Origin of the sequence: Aestuarium sp., assembly GCF_023253315.1 — a bacterium.
GTDB lineage: Bacteria > Pseudomonadota > Alphaproteobacteria > Rhodobacterales > Rhodobacteraceae > Marivivens > Marivivens donghaensis.
The window spans coordinates 1-17320 of sequence record NZ_JALRGW010000023.1 but is presented as its reverse complement, the minus strand read 5'-3'; the positions used below and the strand labels follow the sequence as shown (position 1 = coordinate 17320).

Sequence of the window (17320 nt, the reverse complement as noted above, 5' to 3'; positions counted from 1 at the left end):
CTGACTAAGGCGTTGACGATCACCGCGGGTTTCCCCACAAATCCGACCATGTCGTCAACGCATTACGCCACATCATGATGCCCCTGCCTGAAATCCTTCCGTTTGGTTTGGATGCTGTTCTGGTGCGGTTCGATGCGACCATGTCAGATCAGGCCAATCGGGCGGCTTTGGGCTTTGCCGCGCATATTCGGAACAGCGCCCTCCCGTTTGTCGAAGTGTCGAGCACGCTCGCCTCTGTAACGCTTCGGTTTGACCCCTTGGCGGTTGGGCTGGATGAGGTTACCGCACTACTCCAACAGCACCTTGGGACCCAAGACTGGGGCGCTGCCGCCCTGCCCGCAGGTCGCAAACTCTGGCGCGTTCCGACTTGCTACGGTGGCGATCACGGTCCGCAATTGGCAGAGGCCGCAGAACTCGCAGGGCTTTCAACGGATGCCGCGATTGATACGCTCGGCACCTCACGGGTGCGTGTTTTGACCATCGGGTTTGCGCCAGGTTTGCCCTATCTCGGCACGCTGCCGCCCGAATGGAACATCCCGCGCCAAACTGCTCTCACGCCCAAAGTGCCCGCGGGCGCATTGGTCGTTGCCATTCGTCAGTTTGTGGTCTTTGCAAACGCCTCCCCCACGGGCTGGCGCTGGATCGGTCAAACGGCCCTGCCCTTGTTCGATCCGACACGCAGCCCCGCGTCGCTGTTTTCCCCCGCCGATGAGGTCATCTTTACCCCCGTGTCAGAGGCCGAATTCACAACCGCGCGAACAGCCCCCTTTGGCGGCGCAACGTGGGAGGACGTGGAATGACCACGCTCACTATCCACCGCGCTGGCCCTGCGATGACGGTCCAAGACCTCGGTCGCGAGGGGTATCTATCGATTGGGCTTCCCCGTGGGGGCGCCGCAGACCGCAAGGCCATCTGCGAAAGCGCCGCCCTCTTCGGTCAATCGCCCGATCATGCTGTGATCGAAATGGCGGGTATGGGCGGCGTGTTTTCCGTCAGTCAACCGACCCGTATTTCCCTAACGGGCGCACCGATGCGAGCCACGATTGGCGACAGGGCGCTGGTTTGGAACGCTTCTCACCTCCTCATGCCAGAGGATCGCCTCACCATCGGCCCTGTGCTGTCGGGCGTATATGGCTACATCGGATTTGGCGGTGGTATCGTGACTGAGCCTGTGATGGGCAGCCGTTCCACCCACCTCACCTGCGGGATCGGCGCAGTAATCGAAACTGGCGCGACCCTGCCCCTCGGCTCTGATCGAAACACGGATCGGGTCGGAATGATCCTGCCAACCGACAATCGGTTTGAGGGCGGCACCATCCGCTATATCAACGGACCACAGACAGCATTATTTGATGAAGCAACGCGCGCACGGTTCACCCAGACCGAATTCACCCGCGATTCTGCCGCCAATCGCCAAGGTGTGAAACTGAACGGCTCAGGCGCAGGGTTCGCGACGGCGGATCAATTGAACATCCTGTCGGACGCAATCCAGCCCGGTGATATCCAAATGACAGGTGATGGTGTTCCGTTCGTGCTGCTGCCCGAATGCCAAACGGTCGGCGGCTATCCACGGATCGGCACGGTTATTCCGCATGACATTCCCAAGGTCGCGCAGGCCGCAGCAGGTGCAAAAATACAATTCACCTGCATCACCCGCGCAGAGGCGCTAGCCTCGTATCAAAGCCCCGCAGGACTGACCCGCGATCTCGCAGCGCTCTGTAAACCGCTGATCCGTGACCCCGCACAAATGGCGGACCTGCTCAGCTATCAACTCATTTCCGGCATGATCACAGGATGGGACGCATGAAAACGATCGATCTGAATTGCGACATGGGCGAAGGCAGCACCGAGGCCGAAGTGCTCTCGGAACTCGCGATGCTCAATATTGTCAGCTCTGCCAACGTGAGCTGCGGTGCCCACGCAGGCGATGCGCGTCTTATGTCCCGCGTCATGCAAACCGCATTGGACAAAGGCGTCGCAATCGGTGCCCACCCTGGGTTTGAGGATCGCGCGAATTTCGGACGGACCGAGATGACGCTCGCCCCCTCAGACCTCACCGCAATCATCCGTTACCAAGTCGCAGCTTCGGACGGGGTCTGCCGTGCCTTGGGCGGATCGCTGTCGCACCTGAAACTCCACGGCGCGATGGCAAACATGGCGTCACGCGACGAAGAGATGGCGCTCACCTGCTACCGCGCCGCCCGCTCCGTATGCCCTGACCTACCGCTCATGGTGATCGCAGGCACAGCCCAAGCACGAGCGGCGGCGACCCTCGGCGGGCCTGTAATCTCAGAAATTTTCGCGGATCGTAGCTACGAATCCGACGGCACCCTCACCCCGCGCGGGCAAGACGGCGCAGTTATCCACGATCCCGACATCGCTGCGACCCGTATCCTGCAAATGCTCGAGGCCGGCGCGATCCTGCCACGCACAGGCGATCCGATCCCTGTCGCGATCGACACGATCTGTGTGCATGGCGATACCGCTGGCGCCGTTGCCATCGCGCGCAGCATCCGCGAACGCCTCACCGCTGCGGGCTATTCCATCACTTCTAAATAAAGAATGGGGGGCGCTTGGCCCCCCAGTTCCACGGATCGGGTGGAGTTATATACCGCCCGATTGCTTTTTGCCTGTATCCCGATCCGCGTCGGGGGCGAACGCATCCGCCCCTGAAACTCTTAGCTGCAGCCCGATGTGCCGCCGCATGTATTGCACTTCATGCAGGTGCCGTTGCGCACCAGCGTGTAGTTGCCGCAATCCCCACAAGGATCACCCTCGTAGCCCTGCATTTTCGCTTTGTCACGTGCCGACATCGTGGTCACTGTTCCGACGGCGGTTTCCGTCTTAGCGGTCACAACTTTGGTCTGCTGAATCTCTTCTACAGCCGTCGCACTAAACACATTCAAGTCCTGTGGCAAGCGCTTCCGCAAGTAACCCGTCGAAGAGATTTGTTTCAACACTTCCAACGACTTAGATGCCGCACTTTCACTGGGCGATTTGACGTTTGAGATGCCTTCCGCTTCGCCACGACCCAGATCATCGAACGCAGCACCCTGCGGCTTCACATGCGCCAGATCGGTGCGGTCGAGGTAGGACACAGCCAGCTCGCGGAAGATGTAGTCGAGGATCGAGGTTGCCGACTTGATCGAGTCGTTCCCCTGCACCATCCCTGCGGGTTCGAACTTGGTAAAGGTGAACGCATCGACGAACTCTTCGAGCGGCACACCGTATTGCAGACCAACCGACACCGCGATGGCAAAGTTGTTCATCATCGCGCGGAAACCAGCACCCTCTTTGTGCATATCGAGGAAAATCTCACCGAGGCTACCGTCAGCATACTCGCCCGTCCGGAGATAAACCTTGTGTCCGCCCACGACCGCCTTTTGGGTATATCCCTTACGGCGCTCTGGCATCTTTTCGCGGTGGCTGCGCACGATCTCTTTGACGATGACCTTTTCGATCACCTTCTCGGCCAGCACCGCAGCTTTTTCCACTGGGTTCCCAGATTCGAGGATCTCTGCCGCCTCTTCGTCATCCTCAACCAGCGCCGCAGCGAGAGGTTGGGACAGTTTCGACCCATCACGGTAGAGCGCGTTCGCCTTAACGCCGAGGCTCCACGACAGTTCATAGGCCTTCTGGCAGTCCTCAATCGTCGCATCGTTGGGCATGTTGATCGTCTTAGAGATCGCACCAGAGATGAACGATTGCGCCGCAGCCATCATGGTGATGTGGCTGTTAACCGACAGATAACGCTTGCCTTTTTTGCCACACGGGTTGGCGCAGTCAAAGACGTTGTAGTGCTCTTCTTTCAGGTGCGGCGCACCTTCCAACGTCATGGTGCCACAAACGTGGTCGTTCGCAGCGTCGATCTCTGCCTTAGAGAACCCAAGGTGACGCAGCAAGTCAAACGACGGGTCGTTCAGTTTCGCCGCAGGAATACCGAGGGTTTTCTGGCAGAACTCTTCACCCAGCGTCCACTGGTTGAACACAAAGCGGATATCAAAGGCCGATTTCAGCGCGGCTTCGATCTTGTCGATTTCGCCTTGGCCAAAGCCATGACCGATCAGCGCCGTGTGGTTGATCGCGGGGGCCTGACCGATCGAGCCATGACCAACTGCATAGGCGATGATCTCTTCGATTTCGGCAGAGCTATAGCCCAGCGTCTCCAGCGCAGACGGAACCGAACGGTTGATGATCTTAAAGTAGCCACCGCCTGCAAGCTTCTTGAACTTCACGAGGGCAAAGTCAGGCTCAATGCCTGTGGTGTCACAGTCCATAACAAGGCCGATGGTCCCCGTCGGCGCGATCACAGAGACCTGCGCGTTGCGGTAGCCGTGCTTTTCACCCAGCGCCAGCGCCTGATCCCATGCCTCGGTCGCGATTTGCACCAGACGCGCGTCAGGGCAGTTCGCGTGGTCGAGCGGAACAGGTTTCACCGCAAGGGCTTCGTAGCCATCCGCATTGCCATGTGCCGCGTTGCGGTGGTTCCGGATCACGCGGAGCATGTGCTCTTTGTTGCGCTCGTAGCCTTCAAACGCACCCAACTCGCCCGCCATTTCAGCCGAGGTCGCATAGGACACGCCCGTCATGATCGCGGTCAGGGCAGCGCCCATCGCACGGCCTTCGTCACTGTCGTAGCCAAAGCCCATGTTCATCAGCAGACCGCCGATGTTCGCATAGCCAAGGCCGAGCGTGCGGAACACGTAGGACAGCTGCGCGATTTCTTTGGACGGGAACTGCGCCATCATCACAGAAATTTCGAGCGTCACAGTCCAAAGACGTGTCGCGTGGATATACTGCTCAACGTTAAACTCTGCGTTCTTGTAGAACTGCAGCAGGTTCATCGACGCGAGGTTGCAAGCTGTATCGTCGAGGAACATATATTCCGAACAGGGGTTTGACCCACGGATCGCACCATCCTCGGGGCAAGTGTGCCATGCGTTTACGGTGTCGTGGAACTGGATGCCTGGGTCAGCACAAGCCCATGCCGCGTGTCCAACCTGTTCCCACAGATCGCGCGCTTTGACAGTCTTGGAAACGGTGCCGTCTTTGCGGTTGATCAGGTCCCAATCCGCATCATCCTTGACCGCCTGAAGGAAGGCATCGGTCACGCGGATCGAGTTGTTGGAGTTCTGACCCGACACAGACGCATAGGCCTCGGAATCCCAGTCGGTGTCATAGGTCGGGAATTCGATGCTGGTGTGGCCCTGTTTTGCGTAGTCCAGAACGCGTTTGATGTAGGTTTCCGGGATCGCGACTTTCTTTGCCTCACGAACAGCGGATTTCAGACTCTCGTTCTTGGACGGATCATAGGCATCAGCCTCTGCCCCATCCCACGTGTTAATCGCCTTAAAGATCGCATTCAGCTTCTGTTCGTGCATCTTCGAACCAGCGACGATCGACGCCACTTTCTGTTCTTCGATGACCTTCCAGTTGATGAAGTCTTCGATATCGGGGTGATCGGCATCGACGATCACCATCTTCGCTGCTCGACGGGTTGTGCCGCCTGATTTGATCGCGCCAGCTGCACGATCGCCAATTTTAAGGAAGCCCATCAGGCCCGACGATTTACCGCCGCCCGAGAGCTTTTCGCCTTCGCCCCGCAGCGACGAGAAGTTCGTGCCGGTGCCAGAGCCGTATTTGAACAGACGCGCTTCACGAACCCAGAGGTCCATGATCCCGCCCTCATTTACCAGATCGTCAGCAACAGACTGAATAAAGCAAGCGTGCGGCTGCGGGTGTTCGTAGGCAGAATTCGATTTAACCAGTTTCCCAGTTTTGTAGTCGACATAGTGGTGGCCTTGCGCCGGACCATCAATGCCATAAGCCCAATGCAGACCTGTGTTGAACCACTGCGGGCTGTTCGGTGCGGCCATCTGATTGGCCAGCATGAACCGCATCTCGTCGTAATACGCACGGGCGTCGTCCTCGGTGGTGAAATAACCACCCTTCCAACCCCAATAGCACCATGCACCAGCCAGACGGTCGAACACCTGCTTTGCACTGGTTTCGCCCGACATTTCTGCGCCTTCTGCAGGAACAGAGCGCCACAGGAATTCTGGCACGTCCTTTTCACGGACTTTGGTCATCGCGCTCGGCACGCCAGCCTTGCGGAAGTATTTCTGCGCAATCACGTCAGAGGCAACTTGGCTCCACTTCGACGGAACTTCACAATCGTCGAGCTTGAACACGATCGTTCCATCGGGATTGCGAATTTCAGACGTCGTCGTGCGGAAGTCGATGTCCGCGTAAGCGTCTTGTCCTGCTTTAGTGAAAATGCGTTCGATCTTCATCGTACCTGGCCCCTAACACACGACCGTCTGCGCGGCCTGCCGATCTACTTCAAGGCGCTACACGACGCCCCAATTCCCTGACGCCAAATGAACCAAAGCTTGGGCCAAGCGACTCCGCTCAGGGAAATACCCTGTTGCAACAGCACGGCGTGCTGATCGTTACGGTTGGTAGTCTGCCTTGATCCAAGCGGCACCACATATTGTAGCGCCCCACTCGGCAGGCACAAACTGACAAAACTACCCCTTGGGGGTCAATCAATTTTTTCGACAAAATGTTGGATAATCTAGCTTGACGCACGCAAGTGTTTAAAACCGCTCGATTCATCCACAGCCTTGCCCACAGCTTAGGCAAAGGTTTTCTCATCTTTTGGCGTCACGAGGTGAACTTTGGGTGATGTGGGTATCCAAATGAGACAGCCCCGCGAAGAATCGCAAAGCGACCACTAACGGCAAATGCACCAACTATTTTATGGAGTGGTCGGGGCGATAGGATTCGAACCTACGACCTACGGTACCCAAAACCGTCGCGCTACCAGGCTGCGCTACGCCCCGACTGCGCACCGTTTAGCGATGCTTTTCGGAATTGAAAAGCCCCAAGCGTGCTTTTTCTTAGTTACATGGCAAAGCGGCGTTTTCTCCGATGGACGGATGCTGCAAAACATCGCCTTCAGCCATGCCTAAACGCCCTGCAAGGCCGCCATTTATCTCTAAAACGTACTGAACCTGTGCCCCACCGTCTATTGGCGTGCGGTCGAGCGGGATCGCATTGGGATGAATGCGGGTAATCGTGCCCGTTTCATCTGCGAAAATCATATCAAGAGGAATCAGTGTGTTGTGCATCCAGAACGCCACCTGATGCGGGCGTTCGTAAACGAACAACATCCCCGCCATCGTCGGCATCTCTGGCACGTTCATCAGCCCTTGGGCTCGTTCGTCCGCAGTATCCGCCACCTCAACGGTGAACCGCGCCTGACCAAAGTCACCCCTGACCAGCACCTTATCCAAAGAACAAGCCGCCGCAGCCGGTTGGGCCACGGCGGCTAGCGCTGCAATCACGAGCGATATTAATCGTCTATATGAATGCTTTCCCAAATCAGAACCTCGACCGCCAGTTTCCCGCGCTTCCCGTCGATGCTCTTCATGGCGATAGCTTCGCCTGGTTGCAGGTCGGCAAGGCCAGACCGGCGCAGAACTTCGATGTGCACAAAGATATCTTCGGACGAACCAAAGACATTGGCAAACCCAAATCCCTTACCTTTGTCGAACCATTTGACCCGAGCAGGTAAAATCGGCGTGTTATCGAGAACCTCAGGATCAACATCCACCAGATCCGCCAGCATACTCCCGTTAGCTGGCAACTCAGGTGGAGAAATCGCGATAACCTCGGTTGCTTGAAGACCACGATCCGTCTCTTGAACGAGCAGATCAATATCCGATCCATCCGCCACCGAACTCTGCCCAAAATTGCGTAGAACGTTTGCGTGCAACAAAATATCCGCGCCGCCTTCGTTTGACACGACAAAGCCAAAGCCTTTGCCAGGATCAAACCATTTTACACGCCCTTTGACAGGGCGTTCATTTATTGTGTCAGTCATCATACTTTCAATCCCGCCGCGGGCCCCCATCCGGCCGCAGCTTCACCGCGTCAGCAGACCTGTTTTGTTCGCAAGAAACAAGTCCCACCAACGGCATTTTGATCATCTTAGGGATACAAACGGACCGCCGACCAAGGTGCGTTTACACCTTCGCGTGTCCATCTAAAGCGATCATGCAACCTAAACGCGCCATCAGCCCAGAACTCGATCTCGACTGGCGTGATGCGAAACCCACCCCAAAATGGTGGGCGCGCCGGATTGATTCCCTCTTTAGCGGTAACAACGGCCACTTCGGCCATCAAAGTGCCCCGACTATCGAGAGGTTGCGATTGTTTCGACGCCCATGCCCCCAAACGGCTCTTGAGAGATCGCGAATGATAATATTCGTCCGCCTGCGGTCCGTCCTCGCGTTCGATGGTTCCGCGCACCCGGATTTGCCGACGAAGGGACTTCCAATGCATGACAAAGGCAGCCTTCCCTGCCCCCTCTAGCTCTTGGGCCTTTTTGCTCCCGTAGTTCGTGTAGAACACAAAGGCGTCGTCCTCGATCTCTTTGAGAAGCACCATACGCGCATTCGGCAGACCGTCTGCGTCCACGGTCGACAGCGCGATAGCGTTCGGGTCATTGATCTCGCTCTTTTCGGCCTCAGCCAACCAGTCCCGCGCCAATTGGAACGGATCGTCGCCTGCGAAAATGCCAGTGCGGTCACTCATGATACCCTCTTCTCATCAACAAGGTGGGGCGCGTAACAAGCGCGTTTTGATACAACAACTGTGACGTTGCGTCTCACACAGGCTTGAAGCGACTGGTCCAATCGCCTACACCGAAGCGATATAACGCGAAAGGGGCAAGGGGGACACAATGTCGTCGCAACTCATGCAGGGCAAGCGCGGTCTAATTATGGGCCTCGCCAATGACAAATCAATAGCTTGGGGCATCGCCAAAGCACTCGCAGACGCTGGTGCGGAACTTGCCTTTTCCTATCAGGGCGAAGCGCTGCTGAAACGGGTTGGCCCGCTCGCTGAACAGCTCGGCTCTGACACGGTTCTGCCGTGCGACGTGTCCGACATGGACACTGTCGATGCGCTTTTCGCAGAGCTTGAGAAAAAATGGGGCAAGATGGACTTTATCGTCCACGCCATCGGTTTCTCTGACAAAAATGAACTGCGTGGCCGCTATGTGGACACCACCCGCGAAAACTTCCTGATGACGATGGACATCTCTGTCTATTCGTTCACCGCCGTTGTTCAGCGCGCAGCAAAGATGATGACCGACGGTGGTTCGTGCCTCACCCTCACCTACTACGGTGCAGAACGCGTCATGCCACACTACAACGTCATGGGCGTTGCCAAAGCAGGCCTCGAGGCGTCTGTGCGCTACCTCGCCGAAGATCTGGGCAAAGACCGTATTCGCGTCAACGCGATCTCGGCGGGTCCGATCAAAACGCTGGCCGCATCGGGCATCGGTGACTTCCGTTACATCTTGAAATGGAACGAATATAACTCGCCACTGCGCAAAAACGTGTCGATCGACGAAGTGGGCGGTTCCGCGCTTTACCTTCTGTCCGATCTCTCAACCGGCGTGACGGGCGAAACTCACCACGTTGACGCAGGCTACCACGTTGTCGGCATGAAAGCCGTCGACGCGCCTGACATGAACAAAGAGTAAACCATGACCGCCGCCGCATTTCTGTCGATCGTTCTGATCCACCTTGCGGCGGCGATTTCCCCTGGACCCAGCTTTGTCGTCGCTGTGCGCACCGCAGCCTCGGACGGGTTCAAGGTGGCAACCGCCCTCGCCCTTGGGTTCGGGCTCGGTGCGATCCTCTGGGCCACCGCGGCAATGGCTGGCCTCGCCCTTCTCTTTGAAATTCTTCCCTCGTTGTTCATCGGCCTCAAACTGGTCGGTGCCGCGTTCCTCTTTTGGATCGCCTACAACATGTGGAAACACGCGAGCGAACCGCTGGCAGAACCGACACCGGGCGCCGCGCCCCGCTCTGCCGTTTCTGCGATGCGCTACGGGTTCCTGACATTTGCCTCGAACCCCAAGCCTGCTGTGTTCTTTGGCGCGGTCTTTGTCGGCCTCGTGCCGCATGACACGCCCTTGCCGTGGCGTATTGCCATACTTGCGGCTGTTTTCGCCAATGAAACACTCTGGTATATCATCGTTGCTCGGGTCTTTTCTCTGCCCCGCGCGCGTGCTGCCTATTTGCGACTAAAGGCCGGTGTTGACCGGATGTTCGGCGGGCTCCTTGCCCTGCTCGGCCTGAAAATCGCCCTGACGTAAAGGACTGACCAAATGGCAAAGAACGATCTTCTGCCCCACGAAAAAGGGTTCCATGTGTCTTGGGACCAAATCCACCGTGACAGCCGCGCGCTGGCATGGCGTCTGGACGGCCAAGGTCCGGCAGAAGATGGATCGTGGAAAGCCATCGTGGCGATCACCCGTGGCGGCATGGCCCCCGCGATGATCATCGCCCGTGAATTGGATGTCCGCACCATCGACACCATCAGCGTCAAATCCTACAACCACCAGAACCAATCCTCGGCTCAAGTGCTCAAGGCACCCGACGCAGAGATCATGGGTGACGGCACGGGTATCCTCGTCATCGACGACCTCGTGGACAGCGGTAAAACGCTTGAACTGGTCCGCGAAATGTATCCCAACGCCCACTTCGCCACCGTCTACGCAAAGCCCAAAGGCCGCCCGCAGGTGGACACCTTCATCACCGAAGTCAGCCAAGATACTTGGATTTTCTTCCCTTGGGATATGGCGCTGCAATACGTTCAGCCCTATCGCGGCACCGATTAATCATCGGTTAAAGTTATACAATTCGAACATTTCATGGCGCGAAATACTATCCTTTCGCGCCATTTTTATGCAAAAGTATACATTTTCCCAGATTTCCACGCCAATTCAAAAAACCGCGGACACTGACGGTTTCCCGTGGCTCCCCGCTTGCACCTTATCGCCCGCCCGCCTATTCATTGCAGGCCTTGTTTGACAGGGTGAAGAGATCAGTTTCAGGGGGGCCGCAGATGGCACGCGAAAAGAAGACAAAATTGGGCGTCTGGGTCATCTTGGGCCTTTTGTTCTTCAGCCTTGTGGGCTTTGGCACGACGAACCTGTCGGGTCGGACAAACACCCTCGCAACGGTCGGTGACAAAGAAATCACCCTGAACCAATACGCACTCGAACTGCGCCGCGGGATCGACACCTTCTCGGGTCAGGTCGGTCAACCGCTGAGCTTCACTCAAGCACAATCGCTCGGCATCGACCAACAGGTGCTGAACGACATGATCAACATGCGCCTGTTCGAAAACGAAGCCTCACTTATGGGCGTCTCCGTTGGCGACCAACGCGTGCGTGACCGCGTGACCTCGAACCCGAATTTCCAAGGCTTCTCTGGCACCTTCGACCGCGACGCCTACCGCGATGTTCTGTCCCGCATGGGCACCCGCGAAAGCGACTACGAACAAGCGCTCCGCGATGAAATGGCCGCAACCGCGCTGCAGATCAGCCTGACCGCTGGCTACACCGTTCCCGCTGGTTACATCGATGCGATGGTGAACTATGCCGCAGAACGCCGTGACATCACTTGGGTTCAGGTCACTGACGCCGCTCTGACCGATGCGATCCCTGCCCCGACCGACGAAGACCTCGCTGCCTACCACGAAGGTCACCCCGCCGATTTCACCACGCTGGAAACCAAATCCATCGTTTATGCGGCCCTGACACCCGACATGCTGCTGCCGACGATTGAGGTGGACGAAACATCGCTTCGGGATCTCTACGCACAGCGCACCGCTGACTATAACAGCCCAGAGCGTCGCTTGGTCGAACGTCTCGGCTTTGCGGATGAGGCCTCTGCCCAAGCCGCCATGGACGCGATCACCGCTGGCGAAACCGACTTTGACCAACTGGTTGCGGATCGTGGCCTGACGCTTGACGACGTTGACCTCGGTGATGTGGATCAGATGCAACTGGCCGAAGCGGGCGCTGCTGTTTTCGCGGCTGCCTCGGGCGACGTTGTTGGCCCACTGCCCTCGCTGATCGGACCCGCGCTGTTCCGCATCAACGCCGTGCTCGAAGCGGAATCGATCCCGTTTGAAGTTGCCGCTGACGAACTCCGCGCTGAACTGGGCCGTGACCGTGCCCGCCGTGTGATTGGCGATGTCGCCGAACAGATGGCTGATCTCATCGCTGGCGGTGCCCGCGTTGAGGACCTCGCTGACCAAACCCAAATGGAGCTTGGTTCGATTGACTGGACTGTCGCCTCGACCGACGGCATGGCCGCTTACCCTGAGTTTCGTCAGGCCGCGGCTGTGGCGCAGATCGGTGCCTATCCTGAACTGATCGAAATGTCTGACGGTGGCATCTTTGCGCTGCGCGTCGAAACGATCCAAGAGCCCGCACTGCAGCCGCTTGAGGATGTGATCGACGAGGTGACCGCTGGCTGGACACGCGACACCACCCAAGCCGCGATCCTCGCCAAAGCCGAAGAGATGGCAACCGCCCTCTCCAACGGTTCGCAGTTCGGTGAATTTGGCCTCGCACCAACCATCGACGTTGACGTGACCCGTCAGACCTTCCTCGACTACACCCCCGAAGGTTTCATGACCCGCGTGTTCGAAACCTCGGCTGGCAATGGCTTTGCCCTGCCCTATGACGGCGGCGCGGTTCTGGCCCGTGTGGATGCTGTGAACGCACCGAACCTTGAGGACCCCGATGTGATCGCCCTGCGTGATCGTTTCGCGGCGCAGCTGTCGAACGGTGTGGCTCAGGACGCGATGCAGATTACGCTCAACACCCTGCGCGGTGAGACCGACATCAATGTTGTGCGCGAGGCCGTGAACGCGGTCCACGCTCAGATCCAATAAGGGAACCGCACTATGGCCCTCAGCCCAGATTTCGAGAGCTTCCAACGTGGCTATGACGCTGGTGAAAACCAGATCGTCTACACCCGTCTGGCCGCTGACCTCGATACGCCTGTGTCCCTCATGCTCAAACTCTCGGGCGCGGGCAAAGATGCCTTCATGCTGGAAAGTGTGACGGGCGGTGAAGTCCGTGGTCGCTACTCTATCGTTGGCATGAACCCTGATCTGATCTGGCGCTGTGACGGCACCACGGCCCGCGTCAACCGCGCGGCCCGCTATGATGACGACGCCTTTGTCGAAGAAGAGGCCGATCCGCTCACCTCGCTGCGCAACCTGATCGCGGAATCAAAGATTGATCTGCCGGACGATCTGCCGGGCGCTGCGGCTGGCCTCTTTGGCTACCTCGGCTACGATATGATCCGTTTGGTCGAACACCTGCCCGACGTGAACCCTGATCCCATCGGCCTGCCCGATGCGATGATGTTGCGTCCATCGGTCGTGGCTGTCCTCGACGGGGTCAAAGGTGACGTAATCCTCGTGGCACCCGCATGGGCAAACTCTGGCCTCTCGGCCAAGGCTGCCTTTGCCCAAGCCGCTGAACGCGTCAAAGAAGCCCAACGCGCCTTGGACCGCCCTGTCCCCGTCGACAGCCGCGAATTCCGCACCGCGCACGAGGCCGCGCCTGCCACGTCGAACTTTACCAAAGACGGCTATATGGCAGCCGTCGAAAAGGCCAAGGACTACATCCGCGCGGGCGACATCTTTCAGGTCGTGCCAGCCCAACGCTGGACCCAAGAGTTCCGCGAACCGCCCTTTGCGCTCTATCGGTCGCTGCGCCGCACGAACCCGTCGCCGTTCATGTTCTTCTTTAACTTCGGCGGGTTTCAGGTCATCGGCGCCTCGCCCGAAATCCTCGTTCGTGTGTTCGGCAACGAAGTCACCATTCGCCCCATCGCAGGCACCCGCCCCCGTGGTGCCACGCCCGAAGAGGACAAGGCGAACGAACTCGACCTCTTGGCCGACAAAAAGGAATTGGCAGAGCATCTCATGCTCCTCGACCTTGGCCGCAACGACACGGGGAAAGTGTCCAAAATCGGCACCGTCCGCCCGACCGAACAGTTCATCATCGAACGCTACAGCCACGTGATGCACATCGTGTCGAACGTGGTCGGTGAACTGGCCGAGGACCAAGACGCGCTCTCTGCCTTCTTTGCGGGGATGCCCGCGGGCACAGTCTCTGGCGCGCCCAAGGTCCGCGCGATGGAGATCATCGACGAGCTGGAACCCGAAAAGCGCGGCGTCTATGGCGGCGGCTGTGGGTACTTCAGCGCGAACGGCGACATGGACATGTGCATCGCCCTACGGACTGCGGTCCTCAAGGACGAGAAACTCTACATCCAAGCAGGCGGCGGCGTCGTCTACGACAGCGACCCCCACGCCGAATACATGGAAACCGTCCACAAATCGAATGCCATCCGCAAAGCCGCCGAGGACGCCACGCGTTTCACGGGATCGGGCAATAACTGAGAAAAAAGAACCCCGCGCAAGCGGGGTTTTATTTTAACTCCTGTTGTGCATGCCTGATCAAATCGAGCACCAACGCGAGTTGAATTTCAAATGTAACGTGAGACAGTTCAACTGGTAAACCATCAAGGTCTGCGGAAATCACCAAATCTGACCATTTAAACGGCAGTCCAGGATAAAATTCACTTTTTCCTGGGCGGCGTAAGTCCCACTTGTTGTCGTGAGAAACCGCATTCCGAAGATGTTTCGCGACTTTATAACTGCCAAACTTTTGAAATATTTCAGTTTGGTTGCTATCGACGCAGTAAACTTTGATCGTCTCAAACGTTTCTTTGAGTGAGTTTCTGAAAATAGACTTTATGCACTCTTTTACAGCGATTTCTCTGTCTGCTGGTTCGGCAAGCAGTTTTGATACTTCGGTAAAGTCGATAGTTAGACCACCGACTTTTGCATGATGACCAGCCAACAAACCACGTGAACGTTCTTCGGTTAACAAAAATACACCTGACAGCCCCAAAATCAGGTTGTTCTTAATATTTTCCAACTGCGAACAGAGTTCCGAATGTAACATTTCCACCAACTAAAATTAACGCCAAATTAAGCAGCGCAGGAAACCCCTCAGCCCCCTGCGCTTATCTCTCTTACTCTTCGATCATGTCCACGCGGGTGGCGTGGCGGCCGCCTTCGAATTCGGCGTCGAGGAAGGCATCAACGATGGCCAGAGCCAGACCTTCGCCGACAACGCGGGCACCGATCGACAGGATGTTGGCGTTGTTGTGCTGACGGATCATCGCAGCCGAAAACTGGTCAGAGCAGACGCCGCAACGGATGCCTTTGACTTTGTTCGCGGCCATCATAATGCCTTGGCCTGTGCCGCAGAGGATAATGCCCAGATCGCAATCGCCCGAAGCCACACGCTCTGCCGCGGCCTTGCCATGGACGGGATAATGAGTGCTGACGTTCTCGGTCGGGCCGATGTCGACGGCCTCATAACCTTTGGCGGTGATGTGGGCGGCGATGGCCTGACGCAGCTCGATTGCGGCGTGGTCGCTAGAGAGGACGATACGTGTCATTGTGGTTCCGTTTGTAGTGGGTTTCGTCTGGGAGATAGCCCGAAGGCCCGCCCGTTAGTCCTTTAAAATCGCCGAAACAGGGGCCAAAGCGACCTGCCCCGCCCTATTCGCCGTCGACCAGAGCGTCAGCGCGCTGAGCGATTCCGCCCGCAGACGCGAGATCAGCACAACGCCGCTGGTTTGCCGCGCCTGAAACGCGGAACGGTCGATAAAGCGGCGAATGACGGCGGCGGTTTGGTCATTGCTATCAAGGTCACGTTCGACCGTGGCAACGGGCACATCAGCGCCCTCAGCCGCACGGATCGCCGCGTTCAGGCCACTCGCCGCCGTGATGAACCCACGCCCATCGGCCGCAAGGCGGGCCATAACTGCTTCGGTCGCTTGACGGTTCGATTGCAGGCCTGCGTCCCCCATATCGAGAACCATCGCAGCCTCTGGCATGGTGGCAAAGGTGGCTTCCATCACTTGGGCCGCATCAGGGGCCGTGGCGTTTGCGGGCAAGGTCAGGATCGCCGCAACCTCATAGCCCGCAGCGCGGTAAGCGGCGGTTTTCGAAGCTGCATCAGGGTCAGAGACAGCAATCGCGACCGTCACGGGGAACGGCACCGCAGAAAGGAGCAAAGGCCCGTTCGGCAAAGCCCCGTCATCGATCACCACAAACGACATCAGCGGCAGATCGTCAGGGTTCGCGAAATAGGCCGAGTAATCGAGGAGCGCGTTGGTGCTGGCCTCGACCACGGGCGCCTCGGCTTCGGTCGCGGGTCGACGGATCACGACAGAGCTATCGCTCGACGGCATCACGCTCGCGGGTTCACCAGAGAGACCGGGCACAGGGGCCGCGTTGACGTTTGGTGCCTCGGGTTCAGGCGTGGGTTCTGGCTCAGGTTCAACAACCTTAGGCTCAACCACCTCGGGCACCACCATCTCGGGCGCTACATCCGTCACAACGGGCGCGTCCTCAACAGGCGCTGGCTCTTCCTCAGGCACCACAATCACTTCAATCGCGGGCTGGGTGCTGACCACGATATCGGCCTCGCCCGTTGGCATTTCAGGCTGTGCAACCATTGGCGACTGGAGAACAGGCGCATCGGTTGTGGCCTCAACGCCTGCGGATTGCTCCGCCTCTGGCTCAGCCATATCGCCTGCAATTTCAATTGGATCAGGACGATCCGCAGGTGTCGTATCCGCAATCGGCGGCGTAGGTTCGGTGACCTCCATCGCGACACCGGGTGACATATCAGGCGCTTCGATCTGGATGCCCGTCGCCGCATCTACAGCCAAGGTCGGGCTTTCCACCTCGACCGCGACAGGCTCAATCTGCGCGGACTGAGTTTCCACCCCGACAGGAGGCGTCGATGGTACGGGCAATGGGGCCAACAGTGACACCACCGATAGCCCTGCACCTGCAACCAATGCGCCTACACCAACGCCTGAAAGTAATCCTCGTAACACCTATCTGCCCCCGTGACGCCCCAGTCCGGTAAATTCCCCTGCGGACCTTGACGGTCCCTCTCATACAGGATCATGTATGCGCCGACTATACCGCCACCTTTACGGTCGGCAAAACCCCTAAATGCTTGTTGGGCCTACCATGTTGCTCTTGATCGATAACTACGACAGCTTCACCTACAACCTAGTCCATTACTTGGGCGAATTGGGCGCGGATGTTGTCGTCAAACGCAATGACGCCCTCACCGTTCAGGACGCGATGGGCATGAACCCCGAAGCGATCCTACTGTCCCCTGGCCCCTGCGATCCTGCTCAGGCCGGGATCTGCCTTGCACTGACAACCGCGGCGGCTGAGACAAAGACACCGCTCATGGGCGTTTATAATAATAACCAAGGGTGCCGAAAGGAGTTGAAATTAGAACTACTTTTGAGTCTGGGTTCGCAGCCAGGAAAGGCGTGGTCCCATTAAAGACATCTTCAGAGATATAAGCAGCCTCATTGAAAACAAG

The 17320-nt window shown here is 57.9% G+C and carries 15 protein-coding genes, 1 tRNA gene and 1 pseudogene; 9 read left to right on the top strand and 8 right to left on the bottom strand.

What is annotated here, in order from left to right; translation table 11 throughout:
• The first annotated feature begins 74 nt into the window (after positions 1-74).
• From AC1QQ2_RS11295 to AC1QQ2_RS11285, 3 genes are read left to right on the top strand one after another with little or no spacing between them, the layout of a single operon-like run.
• Positions 75-800: a 5-oxoprolinase subunit B family protein gene (locus AC1QQ2_RS11295; protein WP_479713208.1), complete on the top strand. Its 726-nt coding sequence runs from the start codon at positions 75-77 to the stop codon at positions 798-800.
• Positions 797-1807 (top strand): 5-oxoprolinase subunit C family protein, encoded by a 1011-nt coding sequence (locus AC1QQ2_RS11290; protein ID WP_479713207.1) that lies wholly within the window; start codon positions 797-799, stop codon positions 1805-1807. The genes AC1QQ2_RS11295 and AC1QQ2_RS11290 overlap by 4 nt, the downstream gene beginning before the upstream one ends.
• Positions 1804-2559, top strand: coding sequence for a LamB/YcsF family protein (locus tag AC1QQ2_RS11285; protein WP_479713206.1), 756 nt, complete (start codon positions 1804-1806; stop codon positions 2557-2559). The genes AC1QQ2_RS11290 and AC1QQ2_RS11285 overlap by 4 nt, the downstream gene beginning before the upstream one ends.
• Positions 2560-2678: 119 nt before the next feature.
• Here the strand turns inward: AC1QQ2_RS11285 and AC1QQ2_RS11280 are convergent, their stop codons facing one another.
• The 5 genes from AC1QQ2_RS11280 to pdxH form a co-directional block, all read right to left on the bottom strand.
• Positions 2679-6293, bottom strand: a complete 3615-nt coding sequence (locus AC1QQ2_RS11280) for a vitamin B12-dependent ribonucleotide reductase (RefSeq protein WP_479713205.1) — start codon at positions 6291-6293, stop codon at positions 2679-2681.
• Between the two features lie 475 nt (positions 6294-6768).
• A tRNA-Pro gene (locus AC1QQ2_RS11275) sits at positions 6769-6845 on the bottom strand.
• Positions 6846-6902: 57 nt separating this feature from the next.
• Positions 6903-7349: a DUF192 domain-containing protein gene (locus AC1QQ2_RS11270; RefSeq protein ID WP_479713204.1), complete on the bottom strand. Its 447-nt coding sequence runs from the start codon at positions 7347-7349 to the stop codon at positions 6903-6905.
• A gap of 8 nt (positions 7350-7357) precedes the next feature.
• Positions 7358-7891, bottom strand: a complete 534-nt coding sequence (locus AC1QQ2_RS11265) for a cold-shock protein (protein WP_479713203.1) — start codon at positions 7889-7891, stop codon at positions 7358-7360.
• A 104-nt stretch (positions 7892-7995) separates the two neighbouring features.
• The gene (gene pdxH / locus AC1QQ2_RS11260) at positions 7996-8601 is read right to left on the bottom strand and encodes a pyridoxamine 5'-phosphate oxidase (protein ID WP_067545481.1); all 606 of its coding nucleotides are present in this window, start codon (positions 8599-8601) and stop codon (positions 7996-7998) included.
• 148 nt (positions 8602-8749) lie between these two features.
• Between pdxH and fabI the strand changes: the two genes are divergently transcribed.
• The 5 genes from fabI (at position 8750) to trpE (ending at position 14292) form a co-directional block, all read left to right on the top strand.
• Positions 8750-9556, top strand: coding sequence for an enoyl-ACP reductase FabI (fabI, locus tag AC1QQ2_RS11255; RefSeq protein WP_479713202.1), 807 nt, complete (start codon positions 8750-8752; stop codon positions 9554-9556).
• 3 nt (positions 9557-9559) lie between these two features.
• Positions 9560-10174: a LysE family translocator gene (locus AC1QQ2_RS11250; RefSeq protein WP_479713201.1), complete on the top strand. Its 615-nt coding sequence runs from the start codon at positions 9560-9562 to the stop codon at positions 10172-10174.
• 12 nt (positions 10175-10186) lie between these two features.
• Positions 10187-10699, top strand: a complete 513-nt coding sequence (gene gpt / locus AC1QQ2_RS11245; RefSeq protein WP_105234910.1) for a xanthine phosphoribosyltransferase — start codon at positions 10187-10189, stop codon at positions 10697-10699.
• 227 nt (positions 10700-10926) lie between these two features.
• Entirely contained in the window at positions 10927-12768 is a 1842-nt protein-coding gene (locus AC1QQ2_RS11240; RefSeq protein WP_479713200.1) for a peptidylprolyl isomerase, read from the top strand.
• Positions 12769-12780: 12 nt separating this feature from the next.
• Positions 12781-14292: an anthranilate synthase component I gene (gene trpE, locus AC1QQ2_RS11235; RefSeq protein WP_105234908.1), complete on the top strand. Its 1512-nt coding sequence runs from the start codon at positions 12781-12783 to the stop codon at positions 14290-14292.
• A gap of 28 nt (positions 14293-14320) precedes the next feature.
• Here trpE and AC1QQ2_RS11230 read toward each other — a convergent pair whose 3' ends face one another.
• The 3 genes from AC1QQ2_RS11230 to AC1QQ2_RS11220 form a co-directional block, all read right to left on the bottom strand.
• Positions 14321-14833 carry a hypothetical protein gene (locus tag AC1QQ2_RS11230; protein WP_479713199.1) on the bottom strand — a complete coding sequence of 171 codons (513 nt, stop codon included), beginning with the start codon at positions 14831-14833 and terminating at the stop codon, positions 14321-14323.
• Between the two features lie 97 nt (positions 14834-14930).
• On the bottom strand, positions 14931-15362 hold the full coding sequence (rpiB, locus tag AC1QQ2_RS11225; protein WP_074038990.1) for a ribose 5-phosphate isomerase B: 432 nt from the start codon (positions 15360-15362) through the stop codon (positions 14931-14933).
• 54 nt (positions 15363-15416) lie between these two features.
• Positions 15417-16814, bottom strand: coding sequence for a divergent polysaccharide deacetylase family protein (locus AC1QQ2_RS11220; RefSeq protein ID WP_479713198.1), 1398 nt, complete (start codon positions 16812-16814; stop codon positions 15417-15419).
• A gap of 139 nt (positions 16815-16953) precedes the next feature.
• On the opposite strand from AC1QQ2_RS11220, the pseudogene AC1QQ2_RS11215 reads away from it, so the two are divergent.
• Positions 16954-17205: pseudogene (locus AC1QQ2_RS11215) on the top strand (glutamine amidotransferase-related protein); the annotation flags it as partial.
• Positions 17206-17320: the final 115 nt, after the last annotated feature.

Excerpts from the sequence above, each read along its gene's own strand:
- AC1QQ2_RS11295 (WP_479713208.1), top strand. The coding sequence starts at position 75 with ATGATGCCCCTGCCTGAAATCCTTCCGTTTGGTTTGGATGCTGTTCTG.
- AC1QQ2_RS11290 (WP_479713207.1), top strand. The coding sequence starts at position 797 with ATGACCACGCTCACTATCCACCGCGCTGGCCCTGCGATGACGGTCCAA.
- AC1QQ2_RS11285 (WP_479713206.1), top strand. The coding sequence starts at position 1,804 with ATGAAAACGATCGATCTGAATTGCGACATGGGCGAAGGCAGCACCGAG.
- AC1QQ2_RS11280 (WP_479713205.1), bottom strand. The coding sequence starts at position 6,293 with ATGAAGATCGAACGCATTTTCACTAAAGCAGGACAAGACGCTTACGCG.
- AC1QQ2_RS11265 (WP_479713203.1), bottom strand. The coding sequence starts at position 7,891 with ATGATGACTGACACAATAAATGAACGCCCTGTCAAAGGGCGTGTAAAA.
- pdxH (WP_067545481.1), bottom strand. The coding sequence starts at position 8,601 with ATGAGTGACCGCACTGGCATTTTCGCAGGCGACGATCCGTTCCAATTG.
- fabI (WP_479713202.1), top strand. The coding sequence starts at position 8,750 with ATGTCGTCGCAACTCATGCAGGGCAAGCGCGGTCTAATTATGGGCCTC.
- AC1QQ2_RS11250 (WP_479713201.1), top strand. The coding sequence starts at position 9,560 with ATGACCGCCGCCGCATTTCTGTCGATCGTTCTGATCCACCTTGCGGCG.
- gpt (WP_105234910.1), top strand. The coding sequence starts at position 10,187 with ATGGCAAAGAACGATCTTCTGCCCCACGAAAAAGGGTTCCATGTGTCT.
- AC1QQ2_RS11240 (WP_479713200.1), top strand. The coding sequence starts at position 10,927 with ATGGCACGCGAAAAGAAGACAAAATTGGGCGTCTGGGTCATCTTGGGC.
- trpE (WP_105234908.1), top strand. The coding sequence starts at position 12,781 with ATGGCCCTCAGCCCAGATTTCGAGAGCTTCCAACGTGGCTATGACGCT.
- rpiB (WP_074038990.1), bottom strand. The coding sequence starts at position 15,362 with ATGACACGTATCGTCCTCTCTAGCGACCACGCCGCAATCGAGCTGCGT.